Source organism: Pandoraea sp. E26 (assembly GCF_000681415.1).
Lineage (GTDB): Bacteria > Pseudomonadota > Gammaproteobacteria > Burkholderiales > Burkholderiaceae > Pandoraea > Pandoraea pnomenusa.
In genome coordinates, this window is the sequence record NZ_AYXJ01000002.1 from 341,779 (window position 1) to 358,010 (window position 16,232).

Below are 16,232 nucleotides of genomic sequence, written 5' to 3' on the forward strand. Positions count from 1 at the left end.
GATTGCATGAAAATCGCTGTGTTGCCGGGTGACGGCATTGGTCCGGAAATCGTGACGGAAGCCGTCAACGTGCTCAATGCGCTTGGCGAAAAGTTCGAACTCGAGGCAGCGCCCGTGGGCGGCGCCGGCTACGAGGCCGCGGGCCATCCGTTGCCGGAGGCCACCCTCAAGCTGGCCAAGGAAGCCGACGCGATCCTGTTCGGCGCCGTGGGCGACTGGAAGTACGATTCGCTCGAGCGCGCATTGCGTCCCGAGCAGGCGATTCTGGGGCTGCGCAAGCATCTGCAGCTGTTCGCTAACTTCCGTCCGGCCATTCTGTACAAGGAGCTGGCCGACGCGTCGAGCCTGAAGCCGGAGATCGTGGCGGGGCTCGATATCCTGATCATCCGTGAGCTCAACGGCGACATCTACTTCGGTCAGCCGAAGGGGTTTCGTCAGTCGCCGGACGGCGCTTTCGAAGGCGCGCGCGAAGGTTTTGATACCATGCGCTATAGCGTGCCCGAAGTAGAGCGCATCGCGCACGTGGCATTCCAGGCGGCGGCCAAGCGCGGCAAGCGCCTGTGCTCGGTCGACAAGGCCAACGTGCTCGAGACTTCGCAGCTGTGGCGCGACACGATGGTCGAGGTCGCCAAGCAGTATCCGGAGGTCGAGCTGTCGCACATGTACGTCGATAACGCCGCGATGCAGCTGGTCAAGGCCCCCAAGAACTTCGACGTGGTGGTGACTGGCAACATGTTCGGCGATATTCTGTCGGACGAGGCCGCGATGCTCACCGGTTCGATCGGCATGCTGCCGTCGGCGTCGCTCGACGCCAACAACAAGGGGCTGTACGAGCCGTCGCACGGGTCGGCTCCCGACATCGCCGGCAAGGGCGTGGCCAATCCGTTGGCGACGATCCTGTCGGCCGCCATGATGCTGCGCTACACGCTGGGCAAGGCCGAACAGGCCGACCGCGTGGAGAATGCAGTCAAGAAGGTGCTGGCGCAGGGGTTGCGCACGCCCGATATCTGGCAGGAAGGCGCGACCAAGGTCGGTACGCGCGAAATGGGCGCGGCGGTGGTTGCCGCGCTATAACGCTGACGGGGCGTCGGGAGACGCCCCTTGGCGCAATTGCAACGATAAGAGAGTGGATAAATGAAAACCGTAGGTCTGGTAGGTTGGCGGGGCATGGTCGGTTCGGTCCTGATGCAGCGCATGCAGCAGGAGAACGACTTCGCCTTGATCGAGCCGGTGTTTTTCAGCACCAGCAACGCGGGCGGCAAAGCCCCGTCGATGGCGAAGAACGAGACTTCGCTGAAAGACGCCAATGATGTCAACGAGCTGAAAAAATGCGACATCATCATTACCTGCCAGGGCGGTGACTACACGACCGAGATCTTCCCGAAGCTTCGCGCGGCAGGGTGGAACGGTTACTGGATCGACGCCGCATCGACGCTGCGCATGAAGGACGATGCGATCATCGTGCTCGATCCGGTCAACCTCGACGTGATCAAGCATTCGTTGTCCAAGGGCACGAAGAACTTCATCGGCGGCAACTGTACGGTGAGCTGCATGCTGATGGGTCTGGGCGGCCTGTTCCAGCACGGTCTGGTCGACTGGCTGACGTCGATGACGTACCAGGCGGCATCGGGCGGCGGCGCGCAGCACATGCGCGAGCTGCTCACGCAGTTCGGCAGCATCAATGCCGAAGTCAAGGCGCTGCTCGACGATCCGCATTCGGCCATTCTCGAGATCGATCGCAAGGTGCTCGCCAAGCAGCACGCGCTGACGGCCGAGGAAACGAAGCAGTTCGGTGTGCCGCTGGGTGGCAACCTGATTCCGTGGATCGACAAGGACCTGGGCAACGGTCAGTCGAAGGAAGAGTGGAAGGGCGGCGCCGAGACCAACAAGATCCTGGGTCTGGGCGACGGCTTCCCGGGCACCCGCGCCATTCCGGTCGACGGCCTGTGCGTGCGTGTCGGTGCGATGCGTTGCCACAGCCAGGCACTGACCATCAAGCTTACGAAGGATGTGCCGTTAGATGAACTGACCGACATCATCGGCCAGGCAAACGACTGGGTGAAGGTGGTGCCGAATACGCGCGAGGCGTCGATGACCGATTTGACGCCTGCCGCCGTGACCGGCACGATGACGATTCCGGTGGGACGCCTGCGCAAGATGTCGATGGGTCCGGAGTACCTGTCGGCGTTCACGGTGGGCGATCAACTGCTGTGGGGCGCGGCCGAGCCGCTGCGCCGCATGCTGCGGATCCTGCTCGACGCTTGAGCGTCGTCGTGCATCGGTAGCGCATGAAGAACGGCGGCCCGCGAGGCCGCCGTCCGCGCTTTGGGAGGCACCCCTCGTGTGAGGGGCTGCCAGTGACAAACGACTGACAGGCAAACAAGATCACAGTGCGGAAATACTCGACCGGCAAGCGCGCAAATTCGTCCCGTAATTCGTTTCGCTTGAGCGCAGCGGCGGCTGTCCTGTGGAGCCTGGGGCTCCTCAACGCCGGTGCTGCCGAGTTCGGCCCGCAACAGGTGCGCTCGGGCCCAGGCCAGCCGTTGCGCGCCGTGATCGTGCTGGGCAACGTGTCGCCGGCGGAAGCCGACGGGTTGTCAGTGAAACTCGCGCCGCGCGACGCCTTCAGGCAGGCCGGTCTGCGCTACGACCCCACGCTCGACAAGCTCTCGGTATCGGTCTCGCCGACCGGTGGGCGTGAGCCGGGCTATAGCGGAACGTATCTCGTTCACGTCGACTCGGCCGAGCCGGTCAGTACGTCATTCCTCGATCTGTTGCTGGTGGTCGAATGGCGTACCGGTCGACAGTCCAACGCCGTGACCCTCTCGGCGATTCCTGAAGCCAGTCTGGCGCAGCCGCAGGCAGTCGTGCCGGCGGCAACGACGCAGGCGGCAGCGCCTGTGTCGGCGGCGTCGGCGGCGTCGGCGGCGTCGGCGTCGGCCCCGGTACCGACTGCGCCTGCCCCGGCGGCCAGCGCCGCTCGCGGCGCGGCAGACGCGCAAGACACGCGCAAGGTCGGCCGTGGCGATTCACTGTCGTCGATCGCCCGCGAATTTACGGGCGGCGAGGGCGGCACGACCCTTGCGCAGATGATGACCGCGCTGTTCGAAGCGAACCGCTCGGCATTCATTGGCAACGATCCGAACCGGTTGCGCCAGGGCGTGACGTTGACGCGTCCTGCCGATGCACAGGTGCAGAGTATTCCTCCCGCGCAGGCGCACAAGTTCGTGTCTGCCGCGCGGGAACAGTTTGATGCGTATCGCGCGCGGCTGGCCGATTCGACGGCGCAGCAGGCGGCACCGGCCGGTGGCCGCAGTGCACAGGGCGCGATCGAAGCGGGCAAGGCGCCGGAAGCCGCCGCCCCCGCCACGCGCGATGAATTGAAGCTGTCGCGACCCGGCAAGGGTGGGGCGGGCGGCTCGGCCGGACGCTCCGGCGGCAGCGAAGAAGAGCAAATCGCCCAGGGCAAGGCACAGGCCGAGGCCCAGGGCAGGGTGAATGAGTTGCAGAAGAACGTAGCAGATCTCCAGAAGCTGTTGGCGATGAAGAATCAGGCCGCCGCGAAGCTGGAGGAGCAGGCCGCCACCGCTTCCGGGGCGCCTGCGCAGGACAAGACGGCAAAGCCTGCGGAAGGCAGTAAGAACGCACCTGCGGTGGCCCAGACGGCGCCGAAGGCAGCCGACGGCGCGCAAGTGCCGGACGCGAAGGCGGAGGGCGCGGGCGCCAGTGCCGCGACGGCCTCCGAAGCCACGGCCATCGTCGGCGAAGCCGCCTCGGATGCCTCGGCAACCGCGTCCGAGGCAACCGCGGCAGCGTCCGCAAGCGATGCGACCGCCGCCAGCGCGCCGTTAGCGGCCAGTGCATCGGCGGGCGCAGCCGCCGCGGCAAATGCCACGCCGAACGCGGGGATGAACTGGCGTGCCGTGACCCAGAACCCCTATGTGCTTCCCGGCGCGGGCGTGCTGGTGGTGTTGCTCGGCTTGTGGGCGCTGATGCGCCGTCGCCGCGCCGAGCCGCCAGTGGGGCAGCCCGGGCCGTACGACGACGGTCGCGAGGGGCCCGAAGCTTCGCGGGGGTATGACGACGATCCCGCGGGACACCATGCGCCCGAGAGCGCGTCGCCGGGCGTGCATGGCGTCGCGGCTGCCGGTGTTGCGGGCGCCGCCGCCGGCGCGGCAGCGCTTTACGCGGCAAATCAGGCGGAGGCGGACGAACATCTGCATCCGTCGGCCGACGATGCGTGGTCGACGCCGGAGGATACGCTGGCCGCGGCTGAATCCGTCGTGCCGGACGAATGGGAGGCGGCGCAGGACTCGCCGGACGACGAGCTTGCCGCGGGCCTCGACGAGGCATCCAGGGCGCCCGAGGCGTTCCCGCCTTTGGAAACGGCTGAAACTGCTGAAACGGCTGAACCTGCTGAAACGGCTGAAGCGTCTGAAATTGATCACGAGCACCTGGTTGCCGACGGCGCCCACGCCGGGGAATCGACAGCGGACGGCGCCGACGAGCAGGACATTGATTGGGATGCCGCTTTTGCGGAGCAAGCCGGCGAGGTGGAGCCGACCGTCGCCGTGGGCGATGCGCCTGCCGCACATCCCGATCCGATGGCGGCGAGCCTCGCATCGCTCGAAGCCCTGAACGCGGCGGCGGCTGTTGGCAGTGTGGCTCCCGAACCGACGGCCGCATTCGCAGCACATGCCGAACCGGCATCCGAGCTCGAGGCCGTGCCTGCGTCGGAGAGCTCGCGTGAACCGGCGTCCGGGACGAGCGAGGAACTGCTGGCCCAACTGTCCACGCAAGCGGCGCCAAAGGGCGGCGTTGCCGGCATGCTTGGCGATCTGGATCTCGGCATTCCGGGCCAGCCGGCGCATGTGGGGACGATTTCCAGCGGCGCCTTGCCGTCGCTCTCGCAGGGCATCGGTTCGGTCCAGTTCACGATGGCGCCGCCGGGGCATCCGTTGCATGAGCAGGCGGCCGCGCATCACGGCGCCGACGCATCGGACGACGCGAACAACGACGCCGCCGACGAGCCGGGCGACGAACTCAGCGACGAGGATTTCGATGCCGCGATGCGGCAGGCCGCCAGCGCCGAGGAAGCGCCGCGTAGCTACACCGACGCCGCACACGAGGCGCCGTCGCTCAAGCCGCTGTCGTTCGACCTGTCCGATTTCAGTCTCGACCTGAAGGGCGACGAGGCTTCACCGGCGTCCGCATCGGCGAGCGCGCCGGTATTGCCCGTGCCAACGGGGACCGAGGCGCTCGTGGCGCATGAGGCCCATGCGCCGTTGTCACCGACCACGCCTGCCACGTCGTATGCAGGTGAGCCCGCGGCACCGCAGGCGCAGGACGTGTCGCCCGCGCCGATTGTCCCGCGCGCGACAGAGGCGGACGTGCCCGACGAGTTCCACACGAAGCTCGAACTGGCGGCGGCGTACCAGACCATCGGCGACGACGATGGCGCGCGCGAGCTGCTCGAGGAGGTGATCGCCGGCGGCGACGCCGCGCAACAGTCGGTCGCGCGTGCGCGGCTGGCCGAGCTTGGCAAGTGACGCGGCGGCACACCGGCGAACACACCACAGATTGACCGTAGTTTGGGGCGCCCGAAGCTTGGGCGCCCATTTTTCTTTTTCATATGCGAATCGCACTGGGCATCCATTACGACGGCACGGCGTTCTCCGGCTGGCAATCGCAGCCGCACGGCAACACCGTGCAGCAGGCGCTCGAAGCCGCATTGCGGGAATTCGGCGGCGTGGCGTTGCCCACGACGGTCGCGGGCCGCACCGACACCGGTGTGCACGGCATTGGTCAGGTCGTACACTTCGACACGGAACTGGACCGGGCGATGTTTTCGTGGGTGCGCGGCGTCAACGCGTTCCTGCCGAAAACGGTTGCCGTGCAATGGGCGCAGGCGATGCCGGACGATTTTCACGCACGATTCGCGGCGTTCGAGCGCACCTACTTCTATGTGCTGTACGTGCATCCGGTGCGCTCCCCGCTGCTCGACGGTCGCTGCGGCTGGCTGCACACGCCGCTCGATCTCGACGCCATGCGCACCGCCGGCCAGGCACTCGTGGGCGAGCACGACTTCTCAGCGTTCCGGTCGTCCGAATGCCAGGCGAAAACGCCGGTCAAGCATCTCTATGGCATCGATATCGAGCAGCAGGGGCACTTCTTCGTGTTCCGCTTTCGCGCAAGCGCCTTCCTGCACCACATGGTGCGCAACATCATGGGATGCCTGGTGGCGATCGGCCGTGGGCGCCAGCCGGCGAGCTGGATGGCGCACGTGCTCGCGAGTCTGGACCGCCGTCAGGCCGCGCCGACGTTCATGCCCGATGGCCTGTATCTGGCACGCGTGGGGTATCCTGAGCGTTTCGCCGTGCCCGAGCCCAACTGGGCTGCGTGGCCATTTCCGATGCCGTGGGCCCGTTCATGAATTCCTTCAACTCCCGTACGCGAATCAAGATCTGCGGCTTGTCTCAGGCGGCGGACATCGACCACGCGGTGGCGCTTGGCGTCGACGCGATCGGCCTCGTGTTCTATCCGCCCAGTCCCCGCTATGTGGGGCTGGCGCGTGCGGCCGAACTGGCCCGGCGGGTGCCGCCGTACGTGAGTCTGGTCGGCCTGTTCGTCAACGCCGCACCCGACGAGATCGCCCGAACCGTCGAGGCCGTGCCGCTCACCAGCCTCCAGTTCCATGGGGACGAAACGCCCGAGCAATGCGCGGCGTTGTCGGCCGCGGCCGGGAACCGTCCCTACATGCGCGCCATGCGTATCGGCCCGGAGACGAAAGACAGCGGCGATTTGCTACAATTCGCTCAGGCATACACCGCCGCGCAAGGCATCTTGCTCGACGCCCTGGTCGAGGGCTATGGCGGTGGAGGAAAGGTTTTCGATTGGTCACTTATTCCAAAAGACATCGCGCGTCGGGCCGTTTTGAGTGGTGGCTTGAACGCACACAACGTTGCTGAAGCCATCGGCCGGGTGGCGCCGTACGCCGTCGACGTGTCGAGCGGTGTGGAGGCGTCGCGGGGCGTGAAGGATCCCGCCCGCATGACGGCGTTCGTGCACGCAGTGCGTGCCGCCGACACCGAATAGCAACCCGCCGGGGCGGCCGCAAGGGCCGCGCACCGGTACTGCGAAGAGTGACGACCATGTACGATTTTCCTGACGCCCGGGGCCATTTCGGCCCGTACGGCGGTGTCTTTGTCGCCGAGACGCTGATTCACGCGCTCGACGAACTGCGCGAGGCGTATGCCCGGTATCAGCACGATCCGGCTTTCCTCGAAGAATTCCACTACGAACTGAAGCATTACGTCGGCCGACCGTCGCCGATCTATCACGCCAAGCGCTGGAGCCAGGAACTGGGCGGTGCGCAGGTGTACCTCAAGCGCGAAGACCTGAATCACACCGGCGCGCACAAGGTCAACAACGTGATCGGACAGGCGCTGCTTGCGCGCCGCATGGGCAAGCGTCGTGTGATCGCCGAGACCGGGGCGGGGCAGCACGGCGTGGCCACCGCGACCATCGCCGCGCGTTTCGGCATGGAGTGCGTGGTCTACATGGGCGCCGAGGACGTCAAGCGCCAGGCCGCCAATGTGTACCGCATGCAACTGCTGGGCGCGACCGTGATTCCGGTGGAGTCCGGATCGAAGACGCTCAAGGATGCCCTCAATGAAGCGATGCGCGACTGGGTGACGAACGTCGAGAGTACCTTCTACATCATCGGTACCGTGGCCGGGCCGCACCCGTACCCGATGCTCGTGCGCGATTTCCAGAGCGTGATCGGCGAGGAGTGCAAGGTGCAGATGCCCGAACTGGCCGGTCGTCAGCCGGATTACGTGCTCGCGTGCGTGGGCGGCGGCTCCAACGCCATGGGCATCTTCTACCCGTATATCGACGTGCCCGACGTGAAGCTCGTGGGCGTGGAAGCGGCGGGCGAGGGCATCGAGACCGGCCGCCACGCGGCGTCGATCCTCGGTGGCACGCCGGGCGTACTGCATGGGAACCGCACGTATCTGCTGCAGGATTCGCACGGTCAGATCACCGAGACGCACTCGATCTCTGCCGGTCTCGACTACCCCGGGGTGGGGCCCGAGCATGCGTGGCTGCACGACATCAAGCGTGCCGAGTACGTGGGCGTTACCGACACCGAGGCGCTGCGGGCCTTTCATGACTGCTGTCGCATCGAGGGCATCATCCCGGCACTGGAGTCGAGTCATGCGCTCGCTTACGCGTGCAAGCTTGCGCCCACGCTGCCGAGCGATCAGATCGTGCTGGTCAATCTCTCGGGGCGCGGCGACAAGGACATGCACACCGTGATGGCGCTGGCCAAGCCGGCGCACCCGGGCGCGTAAGCGCCGTTGCATTGCCGCATTGCGGCGGGATGCCACGGATTCCCTGATCCTTCCTGACACCAACCGAACCAGCATGACCGATCTGACTGATCGCAAGGCACAGAATGACGCCCTCGGGACCGAGCGTCCCGTGGACGCCACCGAAGCCGCCGCCGCACGTCTCGAAGCCCTGGAGGCTGCCGGCGAGCTGCGGGCGCAATGGGCGCCGGGCGACATCGATTTGCGTCACGCTGATTTCCTGCATCACGTGCATGAACTGGAAGACGGCAGCGTCGACCTGATTCTGGCCGACCCGCCCTACGGGCTTGGCAAGGATTACGGCAACGACTCGGACAAGCGCTCCGGCGAGGACTTTCTCGGCTGGACGTATGGCTGGCTGGAGGCGGCCATTCCGAAGCTCGCACCGCGCGGCTCGCTCTACCTGTTCTGTACGTGGCAGTACGCCCCCGAGCTCTTCGTGTTTCTGAAGCAGCGCATGCTGATGATCAACGAGATCATCTGGGATCGCCGCGTGCCCAGCATGGGCGGCAGTACGCGGCGATTCTCGTCCGTGCACGACAACATCGGTTTTTTCGCAGTGTCGAAGGACTACTATTTCGACCTCGATGCCGTGCGCGTGCCGTATGACGCCGCGACGAAGAAGGCGCGCTCGCGCCGCATCTTCGAGGGCAGCAAGTGGCTGGAACTGGGTTACAACCCCAAGGATCTGTGGTCGATCTCGCGATTGCACCGGCAAGACCCCGAACGCGTCGATCATCCGACGCAGAAACCGCTGCATATCATCGAGCGCATGGTGCTGGCCAGTTGCCCGCCCGGCGGACTCGTGCTCGACCCGTTCATGGGCAGTGGCACGACGGCCGTGGCGTGCGCGCTGCACGGCCGGCGTTTCGTCGGCTTCGAGCTCAACGCGCACTATCACGCGCTCGCCAACCAACGACTTCAGAGACTTTCCGATCATGTCCCGCATTCAAGCGACGTTCCAAGCCTTGCAAGCGCAGGGTAAGAAGGGCCTCATTCCGTTCATCACCGCCGGCGATCCGGAGCCGGGGTGGTCCGTCAAGCTGATGCACGCGCTGGCTGACAACGGTGCCGACGCCATCGAACTCGGTGTGCCGTTCTCCGACCCGATGGCCGATGGCCCCGTGATTCAGCGCGCCTCGGAGCGCGCGCTGGCGCGCGGCGTGAGCCTGGCCGAGGTGCTCGGCTACGTGGCCGTGTTCCGTCAGACCAACGATCGCACGCCGGTCGTACTCATGGGCTACGCCAACCCGATCGAGGCGATGGGCCTCGAGGCTTTCGCCGAGCGCGCCGCCAGGGCCGGCGTGGACGGCGTGCTGGTGGTCGATTACCCGCCCGAGGAGGCCGAAGCCTACGCGGGCGCCATGCGCGCGCACGGCATCGATCCGATCTTCCTGCTCTCGCCCACGTCGACCGATGCGCGTATCGCCGCCGTGGCACGTCAGGCGAGCGGCTACCTGTACTACGTCTCGCTCAAGGGCGTGACCGGCGCGGCGAGCCTGGATCTGGCGAGCGTGGCCGCCAAGATTCCCCAGATCAAGGCGGCCGCGGCGCTGCCGGTCGGCGTGGGCTTCGGGATTCGCGACGCCGAAACGGCCCGCGCCATCGCCAGTGTGGCCGACGCCGTGGTCATCGGCAGTGCCATCGTGCAGCGTCTGGAAAACACGCCGCGTGATCTGGAAGGCCAGAACGCGGTAAAATCGCTGGCTGAATTCATCGGCGGTATCCGTCAGGCGCTCGACGAGGGCGCCAAATCGGCGTAAATTCGCGGCGTCCGGGGTCGAGACGGCCCGAGGGGCGCCCGACCCGCCCGGTGAAACGCTGAATTGAAACGACCGTATCATACGGTCGCCAGAAACGCCCGCCCCCTGTGGAGCGGGCGTTTGCCAAGGAGAAACTATGAGCTGGCTCGATAAGCTGCTGCCCCCGAAGATCAAGCAAACCGATCCGACGCAGCGCAACAAGAGCATCCCGGAAGGGCTGTGGATCAAGTGCCCGTCGTGCGAAGCGGTGTTGTATCGCAACGACGTGGAAGCGAATCTGCACGTTTGCCCGAAGTGCGACCATCACATGCGCATCGGTGCGCGCGCGCGTCTGGACGCGCTGCTCGATCCGGAAGGCCGCTACGAACTGGGCCAGGAGATCGTGCCGGTCGACGCGCTGAAGTTCAAGGACAGCCGCAAGTATCCGGACCGCATCAAGGAAGCGATGGACGATAGCGGCGAGACCGATGCCATGGTTGTCATGGGCGGTGCGATCCACACGCTGCCGGTCGTGGTGGCCTGCTTCGAGTTTTCGTTCATGGCCGGTTCGATGGGCTCCGTGGTCGGCGAGCGCTTCGTGCGCGGCGCACAGAATGCACTCGAACAGGGCGTGCCCTTCATCTGCGTGACCGCTTCGGGCGGCGCGCGCATGCAGGAAAGCCTGCTCTCGCTCATGCAGATGGCCAAGACCACGGCCATGCTCACGAAGCTGTCCGACGCCAAGCTGCCGTTCATCTCCGTGCTGACCGATCCGACGATGGGTGGCGTGTCCGCGAGCTTCGCCTTCCTGGGCGACGTGGTGATGGCCGAGCCCAAGGCGCTCATCGGCTTCGCGGGCCCGCGCGTGATCGAGCAGACCGTGCGCGAGAAACTGCCCGAAGGCTTCCAGCGCTCGGAGTTCCTGCTGCAAAAGGGCGCGATCGACATGATCGTCGACCGTCGCAACATGCGCGAGGAGATCGCTCGCCTGATCGCGCTGATGCAGTGCCAGCCGGCCGACGCGGTCGCCTGAGGCCCGCGGCATCGGCCGCACGGTGAAGCGGCGTGCGCCGTTGCTGTGCCCCAAAGGGCGGTGCAACGGCGTAGAATGACGCAACGCCACGCGGGCGCGGCACCAGCAGCGCCTGATTGCATCGTTTGCATCATTCGCCTTATTTCGCAGCAAACAGCGCGGACGTTACACGACGTCCGCGTTTTTGTTTTCTGCCCCGTATATTCATGCCGACATATTCCACTCTCGACGCCTGGCTGGCCCACCTCGAAACCGCCCACCCCGTGGGTATCGACATGGGGCTCGCGCGCATTGGCCGCGTGAAAGACGCACTAGGGCTCAAATTCCCGTGCCCCGTCTTCACGGTCGGCGGCACCAACGGCAAGGGTTCGACCTGCGCGCTCATCGAGGCCATTCTTCTCTCGGCCGGGTACCGCGTCGGCTGCCACACGTCGCCGCATCTGATCTCGTTCAATGAGCGCGCGCGAGTGAACGGCGAAGTCGTGGACGACGCTACGCTGCTGCCGCACTTCGAGGCGGTCGAGCGGGCGCGCACCAGCTTCGAGACGCCGGTCTCGCTCACGTATTTCGAGTTCACCACGCTTGCGATCATGCATCTGTTCGCCACCGCCGGGCTCGATGCCGTGATTCTCGAGGTGGGGCTCGGCGGGCGCCTGGACGCGGTGAATATCGTCGATGCCGATTGCGCGGTCGTCACGAGCATCGACATCGACCACGCGAGCTACCTGGGCAACACGCGCGAGGCGATCGCCATCGAGAAAGCCGGCATCTTCCGTGCGGGCAAGCCGGCCATTTGCGGCGATCCGATGCCGCCCGCCACGCTCGTCTCCGAGGCCGAGCGCATTGGCGCCGACCTGTGGCTTTTCGGCCGCGATTTCAACTATCAGGGCGACAAGCAGCAATGGAGCTACGGCGGGCGCCAGATGCGCCGTCCTGCGCTGGCATACCCGGCGCTGCGCGGGGCGAACCAGTTGCTCAACGCATCGGCGGCGCTCGCGGCGCTCGAATCGATGCGCAGCGTGCTGCCGGTCTCCGCACAGGACATTCGTCTGGGACTCGCCTCGGTGGAACTGCCGGGACGCTTTCAGGTGCTGCCGGGGCGCCCTGCGGTGGTGCTGGACGTGGCGCACAACCCGCACGCCGCGGCGGCACTTGGCCACAACCTCGAAGGCATGGGCTACTTTCCGTACACGTATGCGGTGTTCGGCGCCATGGCCGACAAGGATATCGAAGGCGTGCTGCGCCACCTGGTCGACAAGGTCGATCACTGGCGCCTGTGCGCACTGCCGACCGGGCGCGCGGCAGGGCCGGCGGTGCTCGAGGAGAAGTTGCGGGCCGTCGGGTTCAAGCCGGACGCCGACCATTCCGTCGAAAGCTTCGAATCCCCCGAGAAAGCCTATGCCGCCGCGCTCGAGCAGTGCGGGGAGAATGATAGAATTGTGGTTTTTGGATCGTTCTTTACGGTGGCGGGTGTGATGTCGCACCGCAAGCTGCAACGCCACTGATGCGTGAAGGTGCCTTTGCCGTGACATTTGCTTACGAGAAATGTCATGCGCATGCCGCACCAGATGCGCGATGATCAGTCCAACGACGCGAGTTTCGACCAGAGCCAAGGGCCTATGGGATTGTTTTCCTTCCGCAAGAAAGACGCCGAAGCCGTTCCCCCGAAGCGCGGTAGCCGCAGGAGCGGCCGAACCGGCACCCGTGCGGCGGGAGGGGGCGAGTACAGCGAGCACGAGCAACTCGATCCGCTGCTGCCCGAGAAGCAACGTGCGCGCCGCCGTCTGGTCGGCGCGCTGGCGTTGGTGCTCGCCGCCGTCATTATTCTGCCGATGGTCCTCGCGCCGGAGCCTAAGCCGGCGGCCGACGACATCGCGATCCAGATTCCCGGCAAGGATGCCGGCTCGCCGCCCGTGCGCGTGAAGCCGCAGGCCGCCGCGACGCCGCCGTCCGACGCGTCGCTCGACAAGGGCGAGGAGGCCGTCGACAGCAGCACACTGGCCAACGCGGCCAAGCCGGCCCCGGCCCCGGCCCCGGCCCCGGCCCCGGCCCCGGCGCCGGCCCCGGCGCCGACCGCAGTGCCGGAGCCGCAGGTCGCGCAGGTGAAGCCGGAAGTCAAGCCTGAAGCGCACAAACCCGACGCGAAAAAGCCCGAGCAGCACGCCGATGCGAAGCCGGCGGCCAAGCCGGACACGCACGACACCGCGCGAGCCCAGGCGAAGCCCCAGTCCGGCAATGCCGCTGACCCGATCGCACAGTTCGCCCAGAACAACACGGGCACCAGGCCCGCCAGGTCGGCCGACAATCATGACGCGACGCAAAAGCCGGCCGCGTCGGGTGGCAAATACCTCGTGCGCATCGGGGCGTTCTCGACCCAGGATCGTGCCCAGGCGTGGCTCGTCAAGCTCAAGCTCGTGAACGTGCCGAGCTATATGGTGAAGAGCGCGGTCGACGGTCGTGAGCTTTACCTGCTGCGCGCAGGTCCCTTCCCCGATCGCGCGAGTGCGGAAGCCGCGGGCAAGAAGATTCGCGATGCCGGACTGACGGCGCAGGTCGCCGAGGCAGGCTGAGTTGGGCAATTCCATGCATGGCGGTCTGCTGACCGTGGTGGATTACGCGGCCATTGCGATCCTGTTGGGTTCGATGTTGCTGGGTATGCTGCGCGGTCTGGTGCGCGAGCTGTTCAATCTCGTCGGCTGGGTGGTTGCGTTCTTCGTCGCGCGCGCTTTCGGCCCGACGGTGGCGCACTGGCTGCCGGCGGACCTGCCGGGCGGCGAGATGACGCAGGGTGCACTGGGCTTCCTGCTGGTGCTCGTTGCCGTGGTGTTCGGCGCGGGAATCGTGAGCGCGCTGGTGGGGCGCATGACCGATTTGATCGGCCTGCGACCGGCCGATCGCGGATTAGGCATGTTGTTCGGTATTGTTCGCGGTGTTTTGCTCTTGATGGTCCTGATGGTCGCCGCCAAGTTAACGGCATTGCCCAAGGAGCCGGTCTGGCAGAACTCGCTGGTGAGGCCCTGGGTGGAAGCGGGGCTCGAACGTCTGATGCCTTACCTGCCCGAACCGGTGCAGCACTACCTGCACAAGCCCGATGCGGCGATACCGAGCACGAATCCGTTGGGGACGTCGATCCCCTTGCCCCAGTTGGAGCCTTACCGGGGCATGACGTCGCCAGGCGGGCGGGCAGGGCCGGAAGTGATCGAGGGCGGTCATGTGCGCGGCAGGCCAGGCAACACGGGGGCGGCCGGCGCGATGAGCGACGTGGACAAAACGGGCGGCGCGGGCGGTGGTGCGATGTCGAGCCGATTGTCGAACCTGATGGGCGGCGCGACGAATGCGGTGAGCGGAGCGGCGAATGCGCTGGCCGGGCAAGGTACCGGATCGTCGGGCGGCAGCGGCCTGAGCGTGCAGGGCGGCGGCGATGGGTCGCCGGGCTGGGGCATGCGCAGCGGTGGGGTGGGCGGATCGTCCACGCCGTCGACCGGCCTGCACAAGGTTTCCGAATGACGGATAATACAGTCCGTTTGATGCAGATTTCGATGTTTTTTGAAGGATTCATGCCATGTGTGGCATCGTCGGTGTAGTCTCCAAATCCCCGGTCAACCAGTTCATCTACGATAGTCTGCTGCTCCTGCAGCACCGCGGCCAGGACGCCGCCGGTATCGCGACGACGGATGGCCAGTCCTTCTACATGCACAAGGGCAACGGCATGGTGCGGGACGTGTTCCGCACGCGCAACATGCGCGACTTGCCGGGCAGCGTCGGCATTGGCCAGGTGCGTTACCCGACGGCGGGATCGTCGAGTGCCGCGCAGGCCCAGCCGTTCTACGTGAATGCGCCGTACGGCATCGTGCTCGCCCACAACGGCAACCTGACGAACTGGGAACAGCTCAAGGACGAGATGTTCCGGGTCGACCGTCGCCACATCAACACCACCTCCGATTCCGAAGTGCTGCTCAATGTGCTCGCGCACGAACTCGAACGTAGTTCGCGCGATGGCCTGACCGTCGCGTCGCTGTTCGAGGCGGTCGGCAAGGTGCACGGCCGGCTACGCGGATCGTACGCGATCGTCTCGATCATCTCGGGCTTCGGCCTGCTCGCGTTTCGCGATCCGAACGGCATTCGTCCCCTGTGTATCGGCCGCTTCGACGGCCCGAACGGCACGGAGTGGATGGTGGCGTCGGAATCGGTGGCGCTCGAAGGCATGGGCTTCGCGTTCGAGCGCGACGTCAAGCCGGGCGAAGCGGTCTTCATCAGCAACGACGGTGAGCTGACCTCGCAGCAATGCGCGACGTCGGCGTCGATGCATCCCTGCATTTTCGAACTCGTGTATCTGGCGCGCCCGGACTCCGTGCTCGACGGCGTGCCGGTCTACGATGCCCGCCTGCGCATGGGCGACTATCTCGCCGAGAAGATCCGCCGCGAACTCGACTACCAGGACATCGACGTGGTCATGCCGATTCCGGACTCGAGCCGTCCGGCTGCCATGCAGGTCGCCAAGCGTCTGGGCCTGAACTACCGTGAAGGCTTTTTCAAGAACCGCTACGTTGGCCGCACCTTCATCATGCCGGGTCAGGCCATGCGCAAGAAGTCGGTGCGCCAGAAGCTCAACGCGATGCGCGTCGAGTTCAAGGACAAGAACGTGCTCATCGTCGACGATTCGATCGTACGTGGCACGACCAGCCAGGAAATCGTGCAGATGGCGCGCGACGCCGGCGCCCGCAAGGTGATCTTCGCCTCGGCCGCGCCGCCCGTGAAATTCCCGAACGTGTACGGCATCGACATGCCCACGCGCAGCGAACTGGTCGCTCATGACCGCAGCGACGAGGAAGTGGCGCGAATCATCGGCGCCGACGAACTGATTTATCAGGACGTCGAGGACATGAAGGCCGCCGTGCGCGACATCAATCCGGCGCTGACCGACTTCGACGCCTCGTGCTTCGACGGCAACTACATCACGGGCGATGTCACGCCGGAATACCTCAATCGCCTGGAGCAGCAGCGCAAGGCGCCGAAGGCGCCTGTCGTGGAAGCTAACGAGGGCGATGACAATGAGCCGCGCGGGGCTCAGCTTGGCCTCTGACA

At 66.0% G+C, this 16,232-nt stretch carries 13 protein-coding genes; all 13 read left to right on the forward strand.

Annotated features, from left to right (window positions below):
- The first annotated feature begins 6 nt into the window (after positions 1–6).
- The 13 genes from leuB to purF all read left to right on the forward strand — a co-directional run bounded on the left by leuB (position 7) and on the right by purF (position 16,230).
- Positions 7–1,074, forward strand: coding sequence for a 3-isopropylmalate dehydrogenase (gene leuB, locus W930_RS0101640; RefSeq protein WP_023596597.1), 1,068 nt, complete (start codon positions 7–9; stop codon positions 1,072–1,074).
- Between the two features lie 60 nt (positions 1,075–1,134).
- Entirely contained in the window at positions 1,135–2,265 is a 1,131-nt protein-coding gene (asd, locus tag W930_RS0101645) for an aspartate-semialdehyde dehydrogenase (protein ID WP_023596596.1), read from the forward strand.
- Between the two features lie 179 nt (positions 2,266–2,444).
- The gene (locus tag W930_RS0101650) at positions 2,445–5,549 is read left to right on the forward strand and encodes a FimV/HubP family polar landmark protein (protein ID WP_023873900.1); all 3,105 of its coding nucleotides are present in this window, start codon (positions 2,445–2,447) and stop codon (positions 5,547–5,549) included.
- An 83-nt stretch (positions 5,550–5,632) separates the two neighbouring features.
- The gene (gene truA / locus W930_RS0101655) at positions 5,633–6,433 is read left to right on the forward strand and encodes a tRNA pseudouridine(38-40) synthase TruA (RefSeq protein WP_023596594.1); all 801 of its coding nucleotides are present in this window, start codon (positions 5,633–5,635) and stop codon (positions 6,431–6,433) included.
- Positions 6,430–7,095 carry a phosphoribosylanthranilate isomerase gene (locus tag W930_RS0101660; RefSeq protein ID WP_029754106.1) on the forward strand — a complete coding sequence of 222 codons (666 nt, stop codon included), beginning with the start codon at positions 6,430–6,432 and terminating at the stop codon, positions 7,093–7,095. Before truA ends, W930_RS0101660 begins: the two co-directional genes overlap by 4 nt.
- Positions 7,096–7,151: 56 nt before the next feature.
- Entirely contained in the window at positions 7,152–8,354 is a 1,203-nt protein-coding gene (trpB, locus tag W930_RS0101665; protein ID WP_023596592.1) for a tryptophan synthase subunit beta, read from the forward strand.
- Positions 8,355–8,427: 73 nt separating this feature from the next.
- The gene (locus tag W930_RS0101670) at positions 8,428–9,357 is read left to right on the forward strand and encodes a site-specific DNA-methyltransferase (RefSeq protein ID WP_023596591.1); all 930 of its coding nucleotides are present in this window, start codon (positions 8,428–8,430) and stop codon (positions 9,355–9,357) included.
- Positions 9,311–10,135: a tryptophan synthase subunit alpha gene (gene trpA / locus W930_RS0101675; RefSeq protein WP_023873902.1), complete on the forward strand. Its 825-nt coding sequence runs from the start codon at positions 9,311–9,313 to the stop codon at positions 10,133–10,135. The genes W930_RS0101670 and trpA overlap by 47 nt, the downstream gene beginning before the upstream one ends.
- 136 nt (positions 10,136–10,271) lie before the next feature.
- Positions 10,272–11,147 (forward strand): acetyl-CoA carboxylase, carboxyltransferase subunit beta, encoded by an 876-nt coding sequence (gene accD, locus W930_RS0101680; protein ID WP_023596589.1) that lies wholly within the window; start codon positions 10,272–10,274, stop codon positions 11,145–11,147.
- Positions 11,148–11,353: 206 nt separating this feature from the next.
- On the forward strand, positions 11,354–12,652 hold the full coding sequence (gene folC / locus W930_RS0101685; RefSeq protein ID WP_023596588.1) for a bifunctional tetrahydrofolate synthase/dihydrofolate synthase: 1,299 nt from the start codon (positions 11,354–11,356) through the stop codon (positions 12,650–12,652).
- Positions 12,653–12,697: 45 nt separating this feature from the next.
- Entirely contained in the window at positions 12,698–13,717 is a 1,020-nt protein-coding gene (locus W930_RS0101690) for an SPOR domain-containing protein (RefSeq protein ID WP_051443728.1), read from the forward strand.
- A gap of 13 nt (positions 13,718–13,730) precedes the next feature.
- Complete coding sequence (locus W930_RS28960) at positions 13,731–14,654, forward strand: CvpA family protein (RefSeq protein WP_051399253.1); 924 nt, start codon at positions 13,731–13,733, stop codon at positions 14,652–14,654.
- Between the two features lie 55 nt (positions 14,655–14,709).
- Positions 14,710–16,230: an amidophosphoribosyltransferase gene (gene purF, locus W930_RS0101700; RefSeq protein ID WP_023596585.1), complete on the forward strand. Its 1,521-nt coding sequence runs from the start codon at positions 14,710–14,712 to the stop codon at positions 16,228–16,230.
- Positions 16,231–16,232: the final 2 nt, after the last annotated feature.